The following is a 22,443-nucleotide window of genomic DNA, read 5'->3' as shown; positions in this document are numbered from 1 at the left end:
GATTTTTGTTGTTCTTTTACTAATGTCTAATATTCCTACCCATAGCAACACATGCTTAATAAGCTCAAAATCAAAATTGGTTCATGCCGCTTTCTTAGTATGGCCTAGAAGTTTGATGTGGGTGTTGTCTCGTATTGGTCGAAGGCCTGTCTACCAAGCGAAACTCTAGTTGACGTAGTTCAACGTTGAAACATAAAAGGATGACTCAATGTCTGACAAAAGTAAGACTTTTTACAGGGATGTGCGCAAAAAACCGCATGAATTTGAAAACCGAGAAGACTTTCTAAATCATGATTTAACCGTCATGAGTTTCCGTCGCTGGGGAATTCATTTGCCCTCACGTGATTACAGTATTGAAATCGAAGACTGGGTACCGGCATTAGCAGCAACCATTGGTAAAGTGGTTATGGTCACTGCCATGGTTTCCGCTTTTGCTGCTCAGTTTGGTTTATCTCCGGAATTCATTGCAGAAAACGTGCGTTACGAATTACTTATCGCTGGAGCCCTGTTCGTCATCCTGTTTTCTGCCATCCTAAACCCGAATGCAAACTTAGCGGGAACCCATGGCCCAATGATACCGCTGATTCCTATGATTGCAGCTGCAGGAGGGCACCCTCTCGCGCTAGGTTTGATGGTATGTGTTTTTGGGTTAATTCTCGCCTTAACCAAAGGTGGCTCTAAACTCATGACTCTGACTGGTATCGGGGTTCGAGGAGGGTTGTTGATCTACCTTGGTGCCGTTGGGTTGCTCGGGCAAATTAATAAGACGGAAGCGTGGGCTGCAAGTACGGACCAAGGTTACATTTCGTTTGTGGTCATAGGCCTAACCGTTATGGTTTACGCTTACTTAGCCAAGATCAATAAACGTTGGCTCGCTATCCCATTGTGCTCTGCACTCGCGGGTATTGTTGCTTATTTGATGGGCGCTGAGTTTGCCTTTACCACAGAACCGGGCCTGCCTAATTTCAGTCCATTCTACTGGTGGGGTGAAGATACAGGCTGGCAGCTAGGCTGGCCAACCCTAGAGCACTTTATTGCCGTGACTCCATTTGCTCTACTGGCAGTCGCTATGTGGTCCCCTGATTATCTCGGCCATCGTGTGTTTCAAGAACTTAACTACCCAAAAGAAGCGAAAGGTGTACTCATGGATGTCGACGACACGATGGTCGGAGCATCTGTTCGTCAGGGGGTTGGTTCACTCTTAGGGGGCGGAAACCTAGCTTCTTCTTGGGGAACGTACATGATTCCTGCCGCAATTGCCAAGCGTCCTATTCCAGGTGGCGCTCTGTTGACGGGTTTCATGTGTATTGCGGCGGCGGTAATTGGCTACCCAATGGATCTAGCAATGTGGGAACCTGTTCTGCGCGTTGCTTTGATTGTGGGTGTATTCTTACCACTCCTTGAAGCGGGTATGCAGATGATCCATAAGCATAAAGATTCACTCAGTGCAGGTATCTGTATTTTTGCCTGTGCATTCGTTAATCCAGTCTTCGGTTGGGCAATCACGATGCTGTTGGATAACCTCGGGCTTATCGGCGACCATGAGCGTGCTAACGAACTATCGCGCAAAGATAAATATCTGATTCCTGGCACTGCGTTTATCGTTTGTGCAGGCTCCCTTGCTATTGTTGGTCAGCTTCCAGGCATTCCAGCTCTTATCGGTTAATCGAATTATGCTCTAAAGGTATAGTGAGAGCAGTGAGTAAAGGGACTTGCTTCTTAAAATAGTAGACAAAAACAAAAAGCTACCTAGTACCAGGTAGCTTTTTGCATGTAGGGTTAGGCTACGGAGTTAGGCTATATGAGTGATTCAATGCCGTATTTTGCGCCGTAGTGTTCAACGACAAAATCAATGTCTTTGTCACCACGGCCTGATAAGTTGATCAAAATCGAGCCGGTTTCTCCTTGCTGTGCGAGTTTAATTGCGTAAGCGACAGCGTGTGAGGATTCAATAGCAGGGATTATTCCCTCTTCACGAGACAGCTCAAAGAAGGCATCAATCGCTTCGTCATCACTGATTGAGCCGTAATTGACACGGCCAATGTCTTTTAAGTAACTATGCTGAGGCCCAACCGATGGGTAATCCAAGCCACTTGCTACAGAGTACACTTCCTGAGGTTCGCCTTGCGCATCTTTAAGCATGTAAGACTTAAATCCGTGCATGATACCTGGCTCACCGAGTGTGAGTGTTGCAGCATGCTCGCCAACCTTTTGCAAAGAGCGGCCCGCAGGTTCAACGCCGTGAATGGCGACTTGTTCATCCTCTAAGAAAGCAGTAAATAGCCCCATCGCGTTAGAACCACCTCCAACGCATGCGACGAGATTATTGGGTAACTTGCCGGTCATTTCTTTGAATTGAACTCGTGCTTCGTTACCGATAATTGATTGGAAATCTCGTACCATTTTAGGGAATGGGTGAGGGCCAACGACAGAGCCTATCGCATAAAGTTGTGTATCAGGATCTTTCAGATAAGCTTCGAATGCAGAATCTACCGCTTCTTTGAGGGTTTTGCGCCCATGAGTGGCAGGAATGACATTAGCACCAAGGATTCTCATGCGGACGACATTCGGATGCTCTTTGGCGATATCAACTTCACCCATGTAAATATCGCATTTCAAGCCAACCAATGCCGCGGCTGTAGCAAGCGCAACACCGTGTTGTCCTGCGCCAGTTTCAGCAATCAGTTTCTTCTTACCCATCTTTTTAGCGAGAATGGCTTCCCCTAAGCAGTGGTTAATTTTATGTGCGCCTGTATGGTTTAAGTCTTCGCGCTTTAGGTAGATGTCTGCTCCGTATTTTTTAGACAAGTTTTCCGCATGGAAGATTGGGCTAGGTCGTCCAACAAAGTGCTTATACAGACGAGCGAGTTCCGCTTTAAATTCAGGATCTTTGCAGCATTCCTCATAAGCTGCGTTGATGTCATGCATGATTTGTTCAAGCTCAGGTGGAACAAAGCTACCACCGTATTCACCAAAGTATCCTTCTTCGTTGGGCATAGTGAGATCAAACGAGTTTTTCATTATTTACATCCTAGTTAACGAAAGTATTGATACTTTTATACCCAAAATTTGGAAGAGGTTGTGTGATCAGTTGCTTAAATAACAATTGTCGATCTAGTGAACTAGTTAAAAAGTACAGCTTGTGTAGGGGATAATAGCTGGGATGTAGAATCAGGTGGTTTGAATAGGTGCAAAAAAGCCTCGAGAGATCCTAGGCTGTCATAAGAACCTCTCGAGGCAAACAGAGTGCTGGAAATACACTCTGCGATGGTGTCTGGAAACAAAAATTAGATTCGTTTCCTTTGTCAGATATTAGGGTTTTAGAATGAGTCGATGTCAGCGAAATGTCACAAGTTAATTGCGGTATTAAAAGCTTATTTTTTATTTTTGATTAATGGATTAGAAAGTAACCTAAAACAGGCTAACCTACCGCGTGTTCCGCGTCTTTTAAGTTGAACATGATCTTTCTTTGTTTCGAATCGGCGTATTTAAACAACACGTGCACTTTAGCTCCTAGAGTAAACGTGGTGCTCTGGCTGGAAATTTTTTGTTTGACTGCATCAAATTCGAATTCACCATTTTGGAAACTTGATAAAGGAATGAGACCTTCGATTCGGTTTTCCTCTAACTCAACAAATGCTCCGAAGTGTGTGAATCCAGACGCTGTCCCTATGAAGTGTTGTCCGATAAATGGCTTCATGTAATGACATTTCAGTGTTGACTCAACCTCTCAGCTAGGGATTATGTGCTCGTAGTTATTAGAATTTATTGATTGAGCAGATATATTTAATTTCATTTTTTCTCTTATATTCGCCAATCGCTTTTATTTTATAAACTTTATTTTTATGAGCAAAGCATGAGGCGAAGTGATTCAGATATGAATGAGATTAATTTAGTTCCAAACTGGAATTGCAAGGTAGACCGTGTGATTACCTAAAGATGTATACCAAAGTGACTTTATTGAAAGTGATTAATGATGGTGTGGGAGAGGTAAGTGATTTGGGTATATAAACTTAGATAGAGAATAGTAAGGGCAGTAATAAGTGGAAGGGGATTGTGGCACCAACAACATTGATGCCACACAAAGAATTACAGTGCAGTTACTTCAGCTGCTTGTAGACCTTTGTTACCTTGTTCAACAACGAACGATACTTTTTGGCCTTCAGTAAGAGTTTTGAAGCCTTCAGAAACAATAGAACGGAAGTGAACGAATACGTCATCACCGCCATTGTCTTGAGAAATAAAACCAAAACCTTTAGTTTCGTTGAACCATTTTACTGAACCAGTTAATTTATTAGACATAGATACCTCTATATTTGATTGTTTTAAATATTGAATTTTTAGCTAATATCAAGTGCTACTATATGATTTTAGAGATAACTATTTTGTCGCAGGAACGTAAACGAGGAATTCGATGTGGAACTGAGAGAAACTTTGATCTTTAATTACATTAATAGCTCTTTCCGTAAGAGCTGATGTGCAGTATACCGACAAAATTAATAAAGGCTAGCCTTTTCTTTTTTATTTTTTGAGTACACCAAGCGCATTGCTTTCAAAGCATACGCTTGGTGTATAAGACGGCGTGATGTTATAGGTGGCGTCGAGCGCTTAGTGTTTTCTGGTTGGGCCGTTACGAACGATGTCTTTACCATTGTCATATACGTGCTGCGAAACCCAGCGACCGAGGAGTAATTGGTGCTTTTCTCCTAATACGGCAACAAATGGACGACCATCGGTATTAGAGGTGGCTAGCGCAACGCCAGTGACACCCTCAAGGCCGAGAGCGCCGCTCTCTACTAAATGCAGAAATGCCTCTAACTCTTCAATCGTTTCGATTACATGGTTATCAATATTCATTGTATTCAATCTCTTCGAATTGCATTGCGGTCGCGTACTCTACCTAAGTTAAGCGTGGAAACCAAGTTTCTGCGCGAGTCATGTAATGATAGAGCCTCGTCCTGCCACTAATCATCGATAGTTAGTCTCGATAGTCCGGAACTTGCCTAGATTCAATGAGGCAGAAAACACTCTCTGGTTAGACATGAGTCACACAATGTTGTCTGGCTTATGTCAACAATACTTTTGCTATTGGATGGGGTGAAGGGGAGTGCAATAATTTGTAAAACTCTTTTCCTAAAGGCTGTTATGAAGAAAGTCCTGATTACCGGTTTTGAACCTTTTGGTGGTGACGCCATTAACCCCGCCTTAGAAGCGGTCAAGCAATTAGAGGCTGCGGCCATAAAAGGCGGTGTGATAGTTACTTGCCCAGTCCCCGTAGTTCGATATGACTCGGTGAAAGTCGTTATTGAAGCAATAGAAGCGCACCAGCCAGACTGTGTGATTACTGTAGGGCAAGCGGCCGGGCGTAGCGCGATAACCCCAGAGCGTGTCGCAATTAATGTCGATGATTTTCGTATTCCAGATAACGCTGGTCATCAGCCGATTGATGAACCCGTGGTGGCCGATGGTCCTGATGCTTACTTCTCGACACTACCGATAAAGCGTGTTGTGCAAACGTTGCAAACGCAGGGTATACCTAGCCAGATTTCCAACAGTGCTGGAACATTTGTATGTAACCATCTCTTTTATGGGATCCAACATTACTTGATAGACAATCCGATTCGTCACGGGTTTGTTCATATTCCATTATTGCCAGAACAAGCAGCAAATGGCAGTCAGCCTTCTATGTCTTTGGACATGATAGTCGAAGGGCTGAGGCTGGTGGCGCAAGTTTGTATTGCCAATGATAGCGATATCCTGGTAAGCGGTGGAACGATTTGCTAGTAAGTGTTTTAAAACCCAGTAAGTATCTGAAAGATAATAATAAGCTCGTCGTTTGATGTTGTAGTAAATGTTAGCTTTGTCAAATTTCACAAGTAGCGAAAGGAGTAGCATTGAATAGTCAGGTTGGATGTTGTTCAAACTGACATTCCTCTAGTACAGGAGGTGTTAGGGGGCTAACTTTACGAAAGGCGAGTTATTATGAAAAGCAACAAAAGTAAGTCAATCGCACTTATCTCTGTCGTTGTTTTCGCGTTGGCTATTGCTGCGCTTAAATTCGAAAACACGCTCGGAGTTCTTCCCATCGTAGTCGCTATTATCGCGTTTTTTACTTGCGTTATTTATACCAGTAGATACCTGTCTGATATGAAGCGTTCAGAGTTGATAAGTCAACCCAAACAAGCTCGAAAAATGTGTTCCAACGCATCACGCAATGAGCTTGATGCGTGCGATAAAAAGCGTTGAAGCGAGTCACATTCTCCGTATACTTTGCTGGAGCATTAATGCACTAACGTGTCGGAGATAAGCATGTCAAATCGAGTACCAACCAACATACTGACCGGATTTTTGGGTGTCGGTAAAACGACCACGATTTTAAATCTACTGAAGAACAAACCGGAAAAAGAAAACTGGGCGGTTTTGGTCAATGAATTTGGTGAGATTGGCATCGACGGTGCATTGATGACCGACCAAGGCGCGTTGATTAAAGAAGTGCCGGGTGGTTGTATGTGCTGCACTGCGGGTGTGCCGATGTCGGTAGGTATCACCGCATTATTGCGTCAAAAACCGGACCGTTTATTGATTGAGCCGACAGGCCTTGGTCATCCAAAACAGGTTATCGCGACGCTTACCTCACAGCAGTATGAACCTTACGTTGATCTTAAAGCGACGATTGCCTTGGTTGATCCGCGTAACTTAAGTGATGAAAAGTATCTTTCTAACCAAAACTTCGTGGACCAGTTAAACAGTGCAGATGTGGTTATTGGTAGTAAGGTTGACCTATGTTCCAGCCACGACCTTGATGTGTTTAATGACTGGGTGACGGACCAATCCCCTTCAAAAGTATTCAGTAAGCTTATTCATGACGGTGAGTTGCCGATAGAAGTCTTGGATATTGAGCGGGTTTACGGCAGCGCTTCTTCCCATATCGAGTCACATCATCATGACCACGCTCACCAAGAGCCTCAATTCCAGTTGGCGCCTGGTGAAGCCTTTGTGCGCAAAGAGAACAAAGGGCAGGGTTATTTTAGTTGTGGGTGGTTGTTTGGGGCAGAGTATAAGCTTGATTTTGAAAAGCTTTTCTCTATGCTGTCGGACTTGACCGCAGAGCGTGTTAAAGCAGTGGTCAATACGGATCAAGGTTGTTACGCGTTTAATGTTGCCAACCGAGTCGTGTCGGTGAATGAAATCAGCTTAGAAGGCTTTGAATCACGATTAGAAGTGATAGATTCTCAGCTGTTGCCATGGGATGAGCTTGAGCGAATTCTCCTTCAGTTATCTGGCATCAAACATTAAATCGCGCAAAGGTTAAACGAAAACGGTGAACCACTAATATATCTGTGCTCACCGTTTTTTCTTTTGTAGGATTTCAATGAGAAAAGTGAGATAAATCACTCAAATTCGGGTATAGTGCACGGCTAAATTTTTAAAGCTATTTTTAGTGGTTTGTTTAAGGAATACGCTCAATGTCATTTTCATCTCAAGGTTTTGCGCCAGAAGTGGTTAAAGCACTGGCAGAATGCGGTTATGAAAAGTTAACGCCAATTCAACAGAAGGCGATTCCAATGGCTCGCAAAGGCCATGATATTTTCGCTACAGCACAAACAGGTACTGGTAAAACGGCTGCGTTTTCTCTGCCTATGATTCAGCAGTTGCTAGACAGTAACCGTAGCGCTTCTCGTAAGACTGCTCGCGCACTTATCTTGGCTCCAACTCGTGAGCTTGCTGAACAAATTGCTGACAACATCAAAGCTTACACGAAGTACACGAACCTGTCGGTGGCTGCGATTTTCGGTGGCCGTAAAATGTCTTCTCAAGTAACGGCATTAGAAAACGGTGTAGATATCCTAGTGGCTACACCTGGTCGATTGGAAGAGCACATTGAACAAGGTAATGTCTCGGTCGCACACTTAGAGTTTTTAGTGTTTGATGAAGCAGACCGTATCTTGGACATGGGCTTTATTCACGCAGTACGTAAGATCATGCTGGATGTGGATACTGATCCGCAAATTATGATGTTTTCTGCAACGACTTCGAGCCAACTAAATCTGCTAGCAAAAGATATCCTGCGTAAGCCTAAGCGTATTGAAGTTGAGCGAGCGAATACGACAGCACAGACAGTTGCTCACGTGTTATATCCAGTTGATCAAGAGCGAAAAACGGAACTGCTTTCGGAACTGATTGGTCGTAAGAACTGGAAACAAGTGTTGGTATTTGTGAACTACAAAGAGACCGCAAACGACGTTGTAAAAGAGCTGAAACTTGATGGTATCAAAGCGGTGGTTTGTCATGGTGACAGAGCTCAAAGTGCTCGTCGTCGTGCGTTAGAAGAGTTCAAGTCCGGTAAAGCACGTGTCATGGTGGCTACCGATGTCGCTGCTCGAGGTCTAGATATTGAAGACTTACCTCATGTTGTGAACTATGACATGCCTTTCTTAGCGGAAGATTACGTTCACCGAATTGGTCGTACAGGCCGTGCAGGTAAACAAGGTCATGCCGTTTCATTTGTAAACCGAGATGAAGAGCTCACGGTTGTTCAGGTTGAAAATCTGATCCAGCAACGCATTCGCCGTATTGAGCTTGCAGGCTATGAACCAAAACAGCGTGAATCTTACATTGAAAAGCTGCACTCAAAACCAGCATTCAAGAATCGTCAAGGTCGTCGTAATAATCCGAACCAGTCGGCAACAGACCAAGGGTCGGCAGAGCGTCGTCTTGCTATGGTGAAGCGCCTGAAAGCGCGTCGTGGCGCAAAGTAAATTACATCAGTTTGTGATGAAAAGAGCCCCTCAATTGAGGGGCTCTTTTTGTTTGCCGTTTCGCGTTAATTTAGGCCAAGCATATTGGGTTCACCACGATAAATAATGCGATCGTTTCCTCGGTGAATACCAAACGTAACAATGACGGGTGGGTTTTCCTCTTCACTTGTAGAGCTATCCCAGTCGTATTTCAGCCAAGGGATGCGATTGCCTGAGCCGTCTAAATCCAGGTGGAATTGTATTTGCTCGCGTGCTGAGTCAATTTGGCTTGCAACAATATCGGTCATCCTGCCAACATGCATTGTCCCAACTCCAGAAAGCATGGCGTTGTTTGCAGGCGCATTCGACCAAATTGGCGTGCTGAAGTAATATTCACCATTCGCCGTCGTTGAACTGTCATCGAAGTTAGTCGTAAATCGACCGTTTTGCCAAGTTTCTACAGCAAGTGGCACTTTGAACACCATGCCTTGGTTGCCACCTACATCTTGAAAGTTCAAACGACCGAATCGAATGTCTGGTTGTTTTGTGAGCACTTCGCTATCGCCGAAGAAGTTTACCTCATCAACGGCTTTTACTGAGACTAAACCTATTTGGCTGATATCACTATTAGTCCCTTTATTAAATGGGCCATCAGGGTATTGTTTATCTGTCGTGTTCTTTTTCCAACATGGGCTATTGTTACAAGTCGCATTGGTCGAGGGCTTCTCGATCACAAACGTTCCAACACTCGCGCTACCCAGTAGTTTCCAGTCTGCCTTCTTAGGCTTAGGCGGCAAAAACCGTTCGGAGTATGAGCTTAGCTCGCCTAAGTCGAAATGTTGTTGAAGGTTAGATGAAAAGTGGACGTAGTTCTTCACGTTTTCCTTATTCGCATTGAGTGCGACAACATCGTAAGTGACTTTCTCAAAAGGTTGATTCATGTAAGCAAAAGTTTGGCCATGTGGGTAGTGCCATTCTTGGTCTTGCACTTGAAAATATTTTGGGTAAAAACGACCAACGTAACGATAGCCTTCGTTCACAGTCATACCTAGATATTTACTTTCTAGGTTTGCTTTTACTCTCAAGCTCCCGACTTCTTCCCAATATAATCCATTAAAGAGGAATTGATCATTCTTGGCTGAATTATGCGCCTGAGCCAGTGAGTAACTACTTTTTAGCAATTTCGAGGTTTGGTTCGCTGTCTCTGATGGCGTATGTTGCTCACTCGACAAGACAACGGATGCTGCTGGAGCGTCATCAAGCATAAAATTACGGGTGATAGAGGCATCACAATAACGTGCTGATTCAACAGAACCACTTACAGAGCCGTCAGGTTGCCAAATGATTGGTTTCACCGTTAGAGAGAAAAGTTCTCCGGCAGCAAGAAACCCTTCTCCTTGTTCAGAGGTGCCAGAAGGCAAAGCACGTTGGTTGTCACAAATTGCGAGTGTCCATGGTCGCGAGTGCACATTAAATGTTCCTCTCACTTCCACTTTGCCTTTTTCTGGGCACTCTTCAAATCCCTCACATTCAAAATGATCGGACAATGTCACTTCAAATATGCCGGATTCGTTCGTGATAAGGCCATGTTCAGACAAGCCATCTTCAAATTCTGCTGAATAGCTAAAGTTTCCTTCACTTCCTCCTAATGGTTGAACCAATGGATGAAAAACTTTAGGCGTACCATTGTAGTTGCTTGCTACTACAGGTTCGCCGGTGGTGGCACAAGCAAGTAATCGCGTATGCACGTTTTCTGGCTTACCTGCAATAACGCGTATTTCATTTAAAGCGGTGCTTTTTGTCTTTGAGTAGGCCTCAAACATAAATGGCGTAAACATAAAGCTAACAGTTTGATGCTTGCTCGTGTCTTTCGCCATAGTGAAAGTTAGTGTGTAGTTGGTATCTAACGAGATCGTATCAATATTATTCGGAACCACTCGAACAACAAGTTCACCATTATCGTCAGATATAAATTGGTTGGCTCCTAATGTCTGATGACCTTTAACCACCTCTAAAGTGAATAAGTCAGGGTGTGATAGGACGGCACTGACTTCTGCGCTTACAACTTCTCCATTATTGGTTGTTGTAGCTGTAAATTGCGGAAGATCGTCGCCGCACATCAGTGCCATGTCGTCCGATGGTGTGACGCTGAGGTCGAAGTCGTTCTCTGATGGAGGCGTAATTTTACATTCAGGGATATAAGAAGGAATAGGGCAAGTTGTTGGTGTTTGATTTGCGTAACTACAATTGGGTTCATCAATGCCACAATAGTGGTTGAAATTTGAACTTGATTCTAGGGTGGCTGTCACACTACCACAAATAGAAGTATTGGAGTTATTAATTGAAAAATGCATTGCCGAAATAGCTTGCTTATTCGCATATATTTTGGTCGTGCCAAAACCTGTATCTACAGTATGTCCCTGAGATGTCAAAGAACCAAAAACTGTCGTATTATTAAGATTTATCCCCGATAGAGCATTAATGTTGCCCACAACTATTGGTGTATTAGAAAGCGACGATTCCAGTTGATTAATTTCTACTTTTGTTCCTTTTGATTTGATATCACCGCAGAACATACCAGATTCGATGTACACGTCACTTTGAGCAATGATGTTGCCATTAAGGACGTTGTGCTCTCCGTAAAACTCGACAGAACGGCCATTTCCACCAACACCATTGGTTTCTATATCTCCTTCGATTTCACTATCAGTTATTTTTATAGAACCTAAAGCAGAGACATTACCTAGTACGTAGCTATTACCATTAATTTTTAACCAAGTTCCTTTAGCTTTGATGTTTATAGGGCTTTCCTTTGAGCCTATGACATTCTGCCCACGGAGTGTTATGGAACCATGAGCGGTTAAAGACGATGAGCTTTGACTACTATTTATAATTTGATCGCCTTTCGGGAGAACAATATTTGTAGTGCAATCGTAAGTAGAACCCGTTACATGAATGGTTCCGTTTTTACAAAAGGCAACATTAGTGTTTGACTTGATATCTGCTAAGTCATAAGTGGTGGCGTGTGAGGTTAGCGGTAAAAAAAGAACCGCAGTGAAAATACTGCAAAGACGCATCATCAAATGTCCTAATGAGTGGAACAAGATGGCATCAAGCGAGCGTGAGCAAATGCTCACTGAAATTGGAATAGCTGCGGTACTTTTTGTTTTGAAGCCGCTTAGTTATTGAACTTTGGTTGTTTTTTATTTCGTATGTCATACCAAAGTTTAGCGGCCTTATTACAACGTAAGTGTCAGGTTAGTTCAAGAGGCAAGTGTGATGTGTGTCGATTTATATGTGTAACTATTTGTTAGTTAAGGATAATAAGTAAGCATGTTGGTTCAGAATCAGGAAGGACGCGATCCTGATTCTGAATGTTTATAACGCTAGGCAGCGTGAACGATGAGTGGAGCCATCTGATATAACTCTTCTAGTATGGCTTTCGTTTGTCTCGAATAGACCAGGCAATCTCGATCGCCAACGAGCTGAATTGCTCTCACTTTACCTGCAACCAGACATTGCCTAATCGTGCGTAGAACCATTTGGATATCAATTTCTGACGCGCCATCAAGGCTGTTTTTGGTTTTTAGAGATCCAAGGTCGATACTAATGATTATTTGGTCGCAGTGGTCTAGGTAATTGCCGATCTGTTGCTTAACGTTATTACGATGACGAAAAGAAAACTCTTTCTCGGTCACCCAATCACAACCTTGATCTTCCGCGTATTCCCACGTTTCCTGCTTCGTCTCTTGTTCACTGACGCCAGCAAAAAACAATCGTACGTTTTGATAGCGAGAAAAAGCAAAATGGAATGCAGAGCCTAAACGTGGTTCAAGTGTTGGTTTCAAGTTCATGTCATGTCCAATATTTACCACACCCACTTCGTCTCGATAGGACACGACCACAGGTAACATGGACAAGATTGCCTCGGTACAGTTAGTTACTAAAACAGGAATTGAGTGGCGAGAAAGCGAAAGGCTTAATGCTTCCTGAAACTCGCCATTTTCCAGCTTGTCGTGGTTGAAGTGACCAAAGTTTTCAGCGGTTTCATGATCATGCTGTTGGTATAGCCAATCACTAGCATTTTCCAAACTTTGATCAGCTAATTCAAACGCGCCCTTAGACATGGGTGGCAAATACTCACACACTGTCATAAAAGAAAAAGGGTAATGCTGCGGCTGTTTCACGGTGTGGTGGAGTTTATAGCGTTTGAAAAAGCTTAACATGATGAATTACCTTTCTGGTGGTAGTGCCCTTGCCGCTTGCAGTACATGTAAAATAATGCGCTGCTTATCCTTTTCGACTCGGTGGGCCGGAGCCATCACCGAGACTGCGCCAATCAGTTTGCTTCCTTTCATTACCGGTGCGCTAATACCTGAAACACCAGGGTCAATCTCAGAAGTACTGACGGCATATCCGTGTTTACGGATGGTTGTGAGCTCTTTTTCCCACTCGTCACGTCGGTGATCTTGATTAAAATATCTCAAGATTTTCTCGCATCGACTTTGAGGCATAAAAGCAAGCATCACTTTAGATGAGGCACCGCGCAGCAGAGGTTGACTTTGACCCTGGACGAAGCTGCAACGCAGCGCCTGCATACTTTCTTTCTGTCTGACACAAAGCGCACGATAACCCGCTGGTACCATATAAGCGGCCATTTCCCCGGTTTGTTGTACCAACCTAGCCAGTATGGTTTCGACCATGTCGAGCCCATGTTGCGCGGTCTCATAGCTGTGCATGAGTAATAATGCCGCCGGACCAACTACAAATGTCTTGTCGTGAACGCTTTCTTCGATCAAGTTCCACTCTTTAAGCAGTTTTAAGTGTCGGTAAAGGCTGCTTAAAGGAACGTTCAATTGCTCGCTTAGCGTTTTCGCAGAAACTGGGAACGGACTAACTGCAACTTGCATTAACAACTGCAGTGATTTTTCGTTTACCTGGTTAGCATTAGCTTTGTTTGTCGTCATGAGAGTGTTGTAACGTGTTGTAGGAGTTACGACAAATATAATTCTTAATCACTGAGAAAAGAAAAATAATTTTAATGGGTAATTCTTACATGATGAGAAACAGACAGGTAAAGACTTTCGCAAGTACCGATAGACATAACATGGTGTCGAATTAAAGTCTCAGGTTTGAGGCGCTTGATACTAAATTGGAACAGGAGTGAATAAGACATTGTTTAGTTTGCGGTATTACTCAGCGTTTCGCATACTGAGTTAATCCAAACAAATAATGTTAAAAAACGTGAGTTGCTAGCGGGTATCGGAATCGAGGTACCATCTCAGTAAATCGGTTTTATAAAAGGTTACTTTTATATGCTGAATAAGGCGATTTTTAAAAAAGCCATCATTTTTCTTCTGCCTATTCCCTTGGTTATTGGAGAGGTTTTGTATTTAGCTCGTGAAAGCGTGCAAAACAATCTCAATCATTTATTAGAAAAAAATGTGCAAATTGCAGATGAAATTTTATTCCAAATAGAGACAGAAAACCGCACGGCGTTGCTACACCCTGAACGATGTGAAGAGCTCCAGCAAAGCTTAATGTTTGAACGAGATATTGAAGAAATGCTCATTGTGAAAGAGGGAGTCATTACTTGTTCTTCGAAATTGGGAAGTATCTCTAAACCGTTAGCTGAGCACATCACCTTTCCTAAGGGACAAACGCTAGCGTTTGGTAGTGTTGATAGCTTGTACGATCAGTTCTTGCTTGTGGTAACGGAGGGAGAGCGGGGTTATCAAGCCGTAACGATTATCGATCATGACTACTTTAATGCGACAATAGGGTTTAACAACGATTTACGCCTAAAACGCTCTGCGCTGTTTATCCATGATCAAGTTTCACCTGAAGGAGCATTAAGAGCGGGAAGTAATCCTATCGGTATCAAATCGTCGCAAATGTTTGAGTATGAAGCTTTGAGCGAAGCTAGCGATCTTTTCGTCAAACAGAGAACACTTTCCTATATTTTGTACTCAATTCCAATTATTTTCGTTATCTACCTTTGCTTGTATGCGTTGAATAAGTTTATTGATCCCCATCGCAATTTGATACTGGATCTTAAAAGAGCGATAAAAAGAGGAGAGTTGACCCTGTATTACCAACCGCAAGTTAACGTTGATACCGGCCAGTTATTCGGGTTTGAAGCGCTAGTGCGATGGGAGCATCAAAGTAAGGGGTTCATTTCTCCGGATGAGTTTGTCCCTGCGGCAGAGCAAAGTGGATTGGTTTTTTTACTTACTGATTTCGTTCTGGATAAAGCGGCAGAGGACTTCAGTAAATTAGGCTTTGATCAGCCTGTCCACCTTGGTATTAACGTGCCGCCTGGTTATTTAGTCGGACCAAACGCGATCAGAAAAATTCAATTGCTCGACAGACAGTTGAGCCGAAACAAAGTCTCATTAGGGGTAGAGATAACGGAGCGTCAGCTCATTGATTCAGAGGCGAGAAAATGCATTGCAGCGCTGCGAGTGCATGGTATTGATGTGCTGATCGATGATTTTGGAACTGGCCAAACCTCGTTAGCATTTCTACAGCACATGCGCATAGATTACTTAAAAATCGATAAGTGCTTTGTCGAAACTATTGGTATTCCTAGCCTTAGTGCTTCTGTCTTAAAAGCGATGGTTCACTTCGCGGAAGAATTACAAGTACAATTGATCGCTGAAGGCGTGGAAACCATAGCGCAAGCTGAACACTTAAAGAAGATGGGAGTGAGATATCATCAGGGATACCTGTACTCCAAACCATTACCTTATGAGCAGCTTGCGCAGCGAAGTCATTATGATTGGTAGACGTTAGCTCTATAACACTGAGCATTTTCATCAAACACAAACTCTAACTCATTTTTGATGCTATCTAAGCGGTCTTCTTGGTAGTGAGACACATACAATAGTTGGCTTAAATTCTCTCTAGCGATGAGCTCAAGTGTGTTCTTAACTAACCGTCTACCCAAAAAATCTAACCCTTGATACGGCTCGTCCAAAATCAATAATGTGGGTTGTTTCACGATGGCTCTTGCAATCAGTAACAGTCGCTGCTGGCCGTACTCTAATTGCTTAAATGAGGTTTTTTTGTACTGGCTCATATGTAAGATATCGAGCCACTCGTTTGCAATATCCATTTCTTTGCGAGTTGGCTGGTTATACAACCCAATCGAATCGTAAAATCCTGACAAAATGACTTCTAATGCGCTGCAATTGACTCGATATTGGAGGTGTAGCGCTGAAGACACCATACCGATATGCTGCTTAATTTCCCAGATTGTCTCGCCAGTACCACGCTTTTTACCAAAAATATCAATGTCATTGCTGTAGCATTGCGGATGATCGCCAAAGATCAATCCAAGTAAGGTACTCTTTCCACAACCATTTGGGCCTTTGACCTGCCAATGTTGGCCCTTGTCTATGCGCCAGTTCAAGTCAGTAAAAATCTTCTTATCGGTGTATTCAACAGTCCCATTCTTTAGTTCAAATATTGGGTTGTTGAATGGTGTCGAGTGCTGATGCTGACGTATCAAGCTCATCATTTCTTCACTCTGTTGCTTTGACTGAGATTTAATTTGTCCAATGATTGGATGATTATCCCAACTGGACTTATCCATTGTACTATCAAGCTTTCCTGCACTGAAAAGCGCGATGCTATTGATCCACTCAGGCATGTCAGATTCGCGAGAGAAGGTTATGAGTAGTTGCACATTTTGAGAAAGCGAGTGTAAATAGCGAGCGAGAGCAGCTCGGTGCGCAATATCTAAGCCAGTAAATGGATTATCGAGTAATACCAAGTCAGGTTGTGTGGCTAAAGCTCGGGCGAGCATTACTCTTCTGGTTTCTCCGGTAGAGAGAACACGGAAGCCACTATCTCTAAGATGACTTAGGTCGAGATCATTAACTAGCTGTTCAGTTAAGTTAGTGTCTTGGCTCTGTTCTAGGATTAATGAATAAACAGTGCTTCCTTGGTCGATACGATCAAGAAAATCCGTATCATCTTTTTCTAATTCTCTTTCCAGTAATCGCTGTTGCTCTGATAACGACACTTGCGCAACGGACAGCCCATTTAGCTCAATTTCCCCACTATTTGGTGATATTTCATCACAAATAAGGTCTCCAAGCAGAGAGCCAATATCTCCATCCGCGCTGAATATCCCCCAAGACTGCTGAGTGTTAATTTTCCAATCGTCAATAAACAAGTGTGTCGTGTTTCTCTTAGCTGCAAGCTGACGAAAGTGAATAGTCATTGTGTTTGTCTTCCTTGTTTTCGTTTTAGTGGATTACTTATAACAATTTACGAACTCAGTACGGAAGCGCTTTTGTGTATTAATTTTGAACAGTGCTCAGTCTTGTGCATATTAACGAAGCCTTGTATTAGAGGATAAAAATGCGACTAGAGTCATTAAGTAACAAGTAAGCTTGTCAATAATTTTGTTTTATTTTTGAATCAACCTATCATTATGCATGTAAATGTTATGCTGATAAATTCATATTTGCCGTTTATTAATTAATCAATGTAAGGACACATGTTTATGAGTGAAACGGAATACGATTACCCTTCGAGTTACAGCCTAGTTTCCATTACCGATACCTCCAGTTACATCAAATATGCCAGTGAAAACTTTAATGAAGTAGCGGGGTTTGATGAAGGGGAGCTTATCGGTAAACCCCACAATGTTGTGCGTCATCCTGATATGCCAAAACAGGCTTTTAAAGATTTATGGACTCACCTGAAAACTGGCAAACACTGGATGGGAATGGTCAAAAATCGACGTAAAAACGGCGGCTATTATTGGGTTGACGCGTTTGCTTCTCCTATAAAATCTAATGGTGAAGTTGTGGAATACCAATCAGTGAGATTTAAACCTGAGCGTATACACATCCAGCGAGCGGAAAAAGCGTATTCGAAGCTTCGAAATAATCGTAAGCCGTGGAAAATGTATCTTCCTCGTACACGTTTGTGGATGAGATCGGCCTTCTTCCTTTTAATTTCAAACCTTCTTGGCTTACTCATTCTACAAATGAATCAATCACCAGTGATAGCGTTTGGCGTTGTTGCGTTACTTTCCGTTTTCTCTATTTATGTATTAACCAGACCAGTTGAGAAGCTCGCTAAACAGGCTAGGCAAGACTTCAACAATCCACTCATGGAATATATTTATTGCGGAAGAATCAACGATCTGGCTGAGATTGAGCTGGGTATGAAGATGCGTAAGCAATTTGCAAATGCGCTATTGGGGCGCGTTGGCGTGTCTGTAAAAGACTCTTGCGAAGAAACGCGCGCAAGTGCTAACAGTGCTGCGACAAATAGCCAGCAAGTGACGGAGAACTTAAGCGCACAGAAAGTGGAGATTGACTCGGTCGCAACAGCGGTCAACGAGATGCAAGCCTCTTCATCTGAGATATCAAATAATGCTCAAGCGACCGCCGAGGCTACGTTAGAAGCGCAAAATACGATGATAGACAGCCGTAGCGTTATCGATAATGTTAACCAATCGGTTTTAGAGTTGGTGGGTGAGCTCGGCGAAATATCTAAAGTGGTCATACGTTTGAACCAACAAACCGAGCAAATTGGAACCGTTGTTGAAGTCATCAATGGTATTGCCGAACAAACTAATTTATTAGCGTTGAACGCTGCAATTGAAGCCGCGAGGGCAGGCGAACAAGGCAGAGGGTTTGCCGTTGTAGCAGATGAAGTGAGAACCTTAGCTAAAAGAACTCAGGAATCGACAACAGAGATTAAATCGGCCATTGAAGGGATTCAAAATGGGAGCAAATCAGCGGTTTCTGCGTTAGAGAAAGGTAATGAAATGTCGACCGGAACGGTAACATTGTTAGGTACTGCTTTGGATAGCATTCAACAACTGGAGTCCCTTGTTCAGGACGTCGTCGAACGAAACCAACAAATTGCGGTCGCGATAGAAGAGCAGGTTTATGTAACGGATGAAATAAATGAAAACATCCAGTCGCTTAATTTAAAGTACAGTGAATCGTATGAACTGATGACTGAAACGAATCATATGAACACCAAAGTGCAAAATTGCACCAATGACCTGTCTGAAATGATTAAGAAGTTTGCTTAAACTTTAGAAAATCGAAGTTAAAAGCCCGCTAAACATTAGCGGGCTTTTAACTGGAATATAGTGAAGTGCCGGATTCGTTTACGAGCGAGGATTTCTAAATCTCGTTTTTGTAAGAGCTAAAACGACGAGAGCTCGCAATAAATGCGAGCTCTCTAAATAAGTGGCGGAGAGATAGGGATTTGAACCCTAGATACGCTATTAACGTATGCCGGTTTTCAAGACCGGTGCTTTCAACCACTCAGCCATCTCTCCGTTGTGGGCGGTATAATAAGGAGCATAGTCCGACTTGTAAAGTGCTGAATTATAATAGAAGTACTGTTTGCTTGTTTTATGATCACTGATGTGATGTTGGACAGTTTGAAAACGGAGTGAAAAAGGGACAAAAAGTACCAATTTATAGAGTTTTTACTTTATATTGGCGCACGTCAATAAAATGGTGTTTTATTGTTATCTTGCTGATATATAAGACATAACATGCTTTTAGGGTACATGTGTTCGCCCGAAAGTATTTGCAAGACTTTGTGAACTAATTCAAAATTAACTGGTATAGCCAGTTGTGCTTAGAATTCTTAAGGGTGTTTATGAAGGTCACAAATCTATTTAAAGACAAAGTTGATGCGATTTCTGCTCATCAATCCGAGTTTATGAATTGGATGTCTCCAACGTTACGCGATTATTGGAGTGACTTTTTGGGGAAAGCTCAAAATAGCTTTCTTTTCTCAAAAGTTCGTGATCACCAGCAGCCAGCCGTCAACGAAGAAGTTGCACCTCAACCTGCACCGATCGTAATGGCACCTGAGGCTCAAAAGCTTTATGACGAGTTAAGTGAAAAAATTGGCGAAGTTATTCACACTGGTGATTGGGTTCATGTGTCTCAAGAACGTATTAACCAATTTGGTGCGGTAACGGAAGACATGCAATGGATTCATACTGATCCAGAGCGTGCTTCAACTGAATCTCCATTTAAGACAACTATCGCTCATGGCTTTTTAACATTAGCATTGCTGCCTAAACTGACGGATTCAGTCGATCCAGACAAGCCAATGTTCCCAACAGCTAAAATGGTAGTTAACTTGGGTTTAAACCAAGTCCGTTTCCCTTACCCTGTCAAAGCAGGCAATAATGTTCGTGCAGTCAGCACGTTAACAAAAGTAACGCCAATCAAAAAAGGTTTGGAGATTGAGCGCGAAATTAAAGTGGAAATTGAAGGTATTCGTCGACCTGGTGCGGTTGTGGTCTCTGTAATTCAACTGCATTTCTAATTCCGAAACCGGATAGAACACGACATAGTAAAAGAGAGCATCAGGGTGCTCTCTTTTTCATTTTTACTGATTAAAGTTTTTTACTGGCGTATAACCGTAATCTGCAATCGCTTTTTGTCCCTGCTCTGAACGAAGGAAAGCGATAAAACCTTTACCTGCATCGCTAATCTTATCTACTTTGTATAGCACTAGGAATGGTCGCGCCAACTTGTACTTATGATTGCTAATGTTTGTCGAGGTTGGGTCAATACCATCTAACTGAATCGCCTTGATCGAGCGATCTACTGACCCTACAGAGATAAAACCAATGGCGCGAGTGTTATGGTTAACAATGGTTTTTACCATGCTGTTGCTGTTTACAACCAAGTTGTTTGGGCTGATATCCGAGACAAGGCGATCATTAACGATTTTGGTCAGTCCCAGCAAGCTTTCGAAGCTGTAACGTGAACCTGAAGACGCTTCTCTAGTAACCACCGCGATAGGCTGATCTGCGCCCCCGACCTCTTTCCAATTCTTAATCTTACCTTTGTAAATATCAAACAGCTGTTGCTGAGAAAGGTTTTCTACAGAGTTGGTACGGTTTACAACAACAGCGAGGCCATCATAAGCGATAGGGTATACATTGAGATCTTCACCTTTTTCGCTTTCAGTCAGATAGCGAGAGCTCATGCCTATTTCGGCTACTCCTTTATTGACCATGGTGATACCAGCACTCGAACCAATGCCCTGAACAGCAACGTAATCGTCTGGGTGTGTTTTGTTGTATTCCTCAGCAAGTACATCCATCACACGAGCAACCGACGTTGAACCCGAGATGTTGATTTCTTTTGCAATGGTAGGGAGGGAGACTGCTATGGCCAATAACGTCGCCACAGTAAAACGTAACATATTAAACTCCATATACGGGATAAAGCAGAGTTTATGATATTGCGTTCAGGTTACACTTTTGTGAACTGTTAGCGCTAAACAGGGGAATTGTTTCTAGTCAAGAGGTGATGGAGCTAGCGTTTCCAAGTGGACTGAGATGATAATATAGCTATCTTATACTTGAGTTAGGTAGATAACTACCATCGGTGATGATGTAAAGGTTATATACTAGGATCGACAGCTCTAACTATCATCCATCGGGAGAACGTTGATGTCAGTGTCCCAAATGGCGACAAGTCGTTTATACAAATCAGTTCAATCGCTCTGCTCTGCGCGTAATGCTAACTTGCCTGTCGAACAGGGCAAGTGCCTCTATGAGCTAGTAGAAAATGGCGTTGAGCTTCATCGGGCGCATTTTCTCCTCGACTCCCAGCATAGCGAGTATACTTCTCCCGTCGCGAAGATCATGTTTGATGAGGAAAACCAACTTTGGTATTTCTATGTTCCCACATATCACAACGAGCTGTTAAGGTGGGTGCCTTATAAGCCACTTCCATTTAGCCGAATGCTTGAGGACTTACTCAACGAGTTGGAGCGCGATCCTCAAGCGTGTTTTTGGGAATAGGGCGAGCCCAACGGATGCGAATGCCGACATGATTTATACTTTAGGCCTAACAACTTGGTTTCTAAAGTCTTTGGGGGTCATGTTGTAAACGGATTTAAATGCTGTACTGAAATGCGCTGCACTTTTAAAACCAGACTCAAACGCTATTTCTGTTATTGATTTTTCTGACTTGCGCAGTTGGGTTGCTGCGAAGTTTATCCGTTTCACCTTTAATATCTGAGAAAACGAAAGATCATCTGCGGCGAGGCGACGTTTTAAGGTCGCGATGGACATGCTCATATGAGCCGCTAAGCCTTCTAGCGTGATGTCTTTTTCAATATTACCCTCAATGTACTTAATGGCTTTTTGAGAGTCGCTCAGGCTACTTGCATCATCTATGATAGATAGAATGTTTGGCTCTACCTCAACCATCAACGACAGCAATGCCATTGCGATATGGCTTTGTGTGTAGTCTGGAGCGTTGCGACTCGCTAACTTAACCAACATGTCCTTCAATTGTGCTACTTCGCTACTGGATTGCGTTGAAAAAGGATAGAAGCGCCTTTCTTCCGTTTTGGAACGTAGCATCGGGTGCGCTTTCTTAAAGTCACAGAATATGTTTGGGTTGAAGACCAAAGCCAATGCTTTAAAGCCTCCGTCACTAGATACGGCTTCTGCACTGCTCAGATCTGCGGAGTTATAGAGTGTGAAATCTCCGGCTTTAAGTTCAAATTGCTCGCCATTAGGTTGATGAACTAATAGGGCACCTTCTTCAACAATATATAACCCATTATGTGTTGCAGTGTAACGCTCACTTTTGCGCGCAGTGAAGTGATTAAAGCGAATGATCTCAATGTTCGGCATACTCTTTCTTATCGTTTTACATAACAAATAAAAAAGGCGCTC

General features: G+C 42.9%; 18 protein-coding genes, 1 tRNA gene and 1 pseudogene. 9 read left to right on the top strand and 11 right to left on the bottom strand.

Features of this window, described 5'->3' with window-relative positions; translation table 11 throughout:
- Positions 1-208 precede the first annotated feature (208 nt).
- Complete coding sequence (locus R7Z78_RS00905; protein WP_005375642.1) at positions 209-1,666, top strand: DUF3360 domain-containing protein; 1,458 nt, start codon at positions 209-211, stop codon at positions 1,664-1,666.
- Positions 1,667-1,797: 131 nt separating this feature from the next.
- Here R7Z78_RS00905 and trpB read toward each other — a convergent pair whose 3' ends face one another.
- The 4 genes and pseudogenes from trpB to R7Z78_RS00885 form a co-directional block, all read right to left on the bottom strand.
- A complete protein-coding gene (gene trpB / locus R7Z78_RS00900) occupies positions 1,798-3,021 on the bottom strand; it encodes a tryptophan synthase subunit beta (RefSeq protein WP_104976530.1) in 1,224 nt (407 codons plus the stop codon).
- A gap of 400 nt (positions 3,022-3,421) precedes the next feature.
- Positions 3,422-3,730: pseudogene (locus tag R7Z78_RS00895) on the bottom strand (S1 RNA-binding domain-containing protein); the annotation flags it as partial.
- Between the two features lie 359 nt (positions 3,731-4,089).
- Positions 4,090-4,302: a cold-shock protein gene (locus R7Z78_RS00890; protein ID WP_005375644.1), complete on the bottom strand. Its 213-nt coding sequence runs from the start codon at positions 4,300-4,302 to the stop codon at positions 4,090-4,092.
- Between the two features lie 306 nt (positions 4,303-4,608).
- Positions 4,609-4,857, bottom strand: coding sequence for a hypothetical protein (locus tag R7Z78_RS00885; RefSeq protein WP_005375646.1), 249 nt, complete (start codon positions 4,855-4,857; stop codon positions 4,609-4,611).
- 288 nt (positions 4,858-5,145) lie between these two features.
- On the opposite strand from R7Z78_RS00885, the gene pcp reads away from it, so the two are divergent.
- The 4 genes from pcp (at position 5,146) to R7Z78_RS00865 (ending at position 8,759) form a co-directional block, all read left to right on the top strand.
- Positions 5,146-5,784 (top strand): pyroglutamyl-peptidase I, encoded by a 639-nt coding sequence (gene pcp, locus R7Z78_RS00880; protein WP_053350641.1) that lies wholly within the window; start codon positions 5,146-5,148, stop codon positions 5,782-5,784.
- 198 nt (positions 5,785-5,982) lie between these two features.
- A complete protein-coding gene (locus R7Z78_RS00875; protein WP_005375648.1) occupies positions 5,983-6,246 on the top strand; it encodes a hypothetical protein in 264 nt (87 codons plus the stop codon).
- A gap of 63 nt (positions 6,247-6,309) precedes the next feature.
- Complete coding sequence (locus tag R7Z78_RS00870) at positions 6,310-7,296, top strand: CobW family GTP-binding protein (protein ID WP_104976531.1); 987 nt, start codon at positions 6,310-6,312, stop codon at positions 7,294-7,296.
- A 170-nt stretch (positions 7,297-7,466) separates the two neighbouring features.
- Positions 7,467-8,759, top strand: coding sequence for a DEAD/DEAH box helicase (locus tag R7Z78_RS00865; protein WP_025768979.1), 1,293 nt, complete (start codon positions 7,467-7,469; stop codon positions 8,757-8,759).
- Positions 8,760-8,824: 65 nt separating this feature from the next.
- Here the strand turns inward: R7Z78_RS00865 and R7Z78_RS00860 are convergent, their stop codons facing one another.
- The 3 genes from R7Z78_RS00860 to R7Z78_RS00850 all read right to left on the bottom strand — a co-directional run bounded on the left by R7Z78_RS00860 (position 8,825) and on the right by R7Z78_RS00850 (position 13,705).
- Positions 8,825-11,815 (bottom strand): DUF6701 domain-containing protein, encoded by a 2,991-nt coding sequence (locus R7Z78_RS00860; protein WP_404974931.1) that lies wholly within the window; start codon positions 11,813-11,815, stop codon positions 8,825-8,827.
- A 309-nt stretch (positions 11,816-12,124) separates the two neighbouring features.
- Entirely contained in the window at positions 12,125-12,964 is an 840-nt protein-coding gene (locus tag R7Z78_RS00855; protein WP_104976533.1) for an arginase, read from the bottom strand.
- 6 nt (positions 12,965-12,970) lie between these two features.
- The gene (locus R7Z78_RS00850) at positions 12,971-13,705 is read right to left on the bottom strand and encodes an IclR family transcriptional regulator (RefSeq protein WP_005386192.1); all 735 of its coding nucleotides are present in this window, start codon (positions 13,703-13,705) and stop codon (positions 12,971-12,973) included.
- Between the two features lie 348 nt (positions 13,706-14,053).
- Between R7Z78_RS00850 and R7Z78_RS00845 the strand changes: the two genes are divergently transcribed.
- On the top strand, positions 14,054-15,526 hold the full coding sequence (locus R7Z78_RS00845; RefSeq protein WP_104976534.1) for an EAL domain-containing protein: 1,473 nt from the start codon (positions 14,054-14,056) through the stop codon (positions 15,524-15,526).
- Here R7Z78_RS00845 and modF read toward each other — a convergent pair.
- Positions 15,514-16,968, bottom strand: a complete 1,455-nt coding sequence (modF, locus tag R7Z78_RS00840; RefSeq protein WP_104976535.1) for a molybdate ABC transporter ATP-binding protein ModF — start codon at positions 16,966-16,968, stop codon at positions 15,514-15,516. The two genes, R7Z78_RS00845 and modF, sit on opposite strands and share 13 nt — an antisense overlap.
- Before the next feature lie 285 nt (positions 16,969-17,253).
- Here modF and R7Z78_RS00835 point away from each other — a divergent pair, with 285 nt between their 5' ends.
- Positions 17,254-18,804 (top strand): PAS domain-containing methyl-accepting chemotaxis protein, encoded by a 1,551-nt coding sequence (locus R7Z78_RS00835; protein WP_033907145.1) that lies wholly within the window; start codon positions 17,254-17,256, stop codon positions 18,802-18,804.
- A 161-nt stretch (positions 18,805-18,965) separates the two neighbouring features.
- Here R7Z78_RS00835 and R7Z78_RS00830 read toward each other — a convergent pair.
- A tRNA-Ser gene (locus R7Z78_RS00830) sits at positions 18,966-19,056 on the bottom strand.
- Between the two features lie 329 nt (positions 19,057-19,385).
- On the opposite strand from R7Z78_RS00830, the gene R7Z78_RS00825 reads away from it, so the two are divergent.
- Complete coding sequence (locus R7Z78_RS00825) at positions 19,386-20,066, top strand: MaoC family dehydratase (RefSeq protein ID WP_005375670.1); 681 nt, start codon at positions 19,386-19,388, stop codon at positions 20,064-20,066.
- A gap of 63 nt (positions 20,067-20,129) precedes the next feature.
- Here R7Z78_RS00825 and R7Z78_RS00820 read toward each other — a convergent pair whose 3' ends face one another.
- Complete coding sequence (locus tag R7Z78_RS00820) at positions 20,130-20,954, bottom strand: phosphate ABC transporter substrate-binding protein (protein WP_017635752.1); 825 nt, start codon at positions 20,952-20,954, stop codon at positions 20,130-20,132.
- 250 nt (positions 20,955-21,204) lie between these two features.
- Here R7Z78_RS00820 and R7Z78_RS00815 point away from each other — a divergent pair, with 250 nt between their 5' ends.
- A complete protein-coding gene (locus R7Z78_RS00815; RefSeq protein ID WP_017821084.1) occupies positions 21,205-21,558 on the top strand; it encodes a DUF3024 domain-containing protein in 354 nt (117 codons plus the stop codon).
- A gap of 33 nt (positions 21,559-21,591) precedes the next feature.
- Here R7Z78_RS00815 and R7Z78_RS00810 read toward each other — a convergent pair whose 3' ends face one another.
- A complete protein-coding gene (locus R7Z78_RS00810) occupies positions 21,592-22,401 on the bottom strand; it encodes a helix-turn-helix transcriptional regulator (RefSeq protein ID WP_017635750.1) in 810 nt (269 codons plus the stop codon).
- Between the last annotated feature and the right edge of the window lie 42 nt (positions 22,402-22,443).

Origin of the sequence: Vibrio sp. 1167, assembly GCF_033340375.1 — a bacterium.
In the GTDB taxonomy this organism is placed as follows: domain Bacteria; phylum Pseudomonadota; class Gammaproteobacteria; order Enterobacterales; family Vibrionaceae; genus Vibrio; species Vibrio alginolyticus.
The sequence above is the reverse complement of the archived record's forward strand: the minus strand, read 5'-3'. Positions and strand labels throughout refer to the sequence as shown.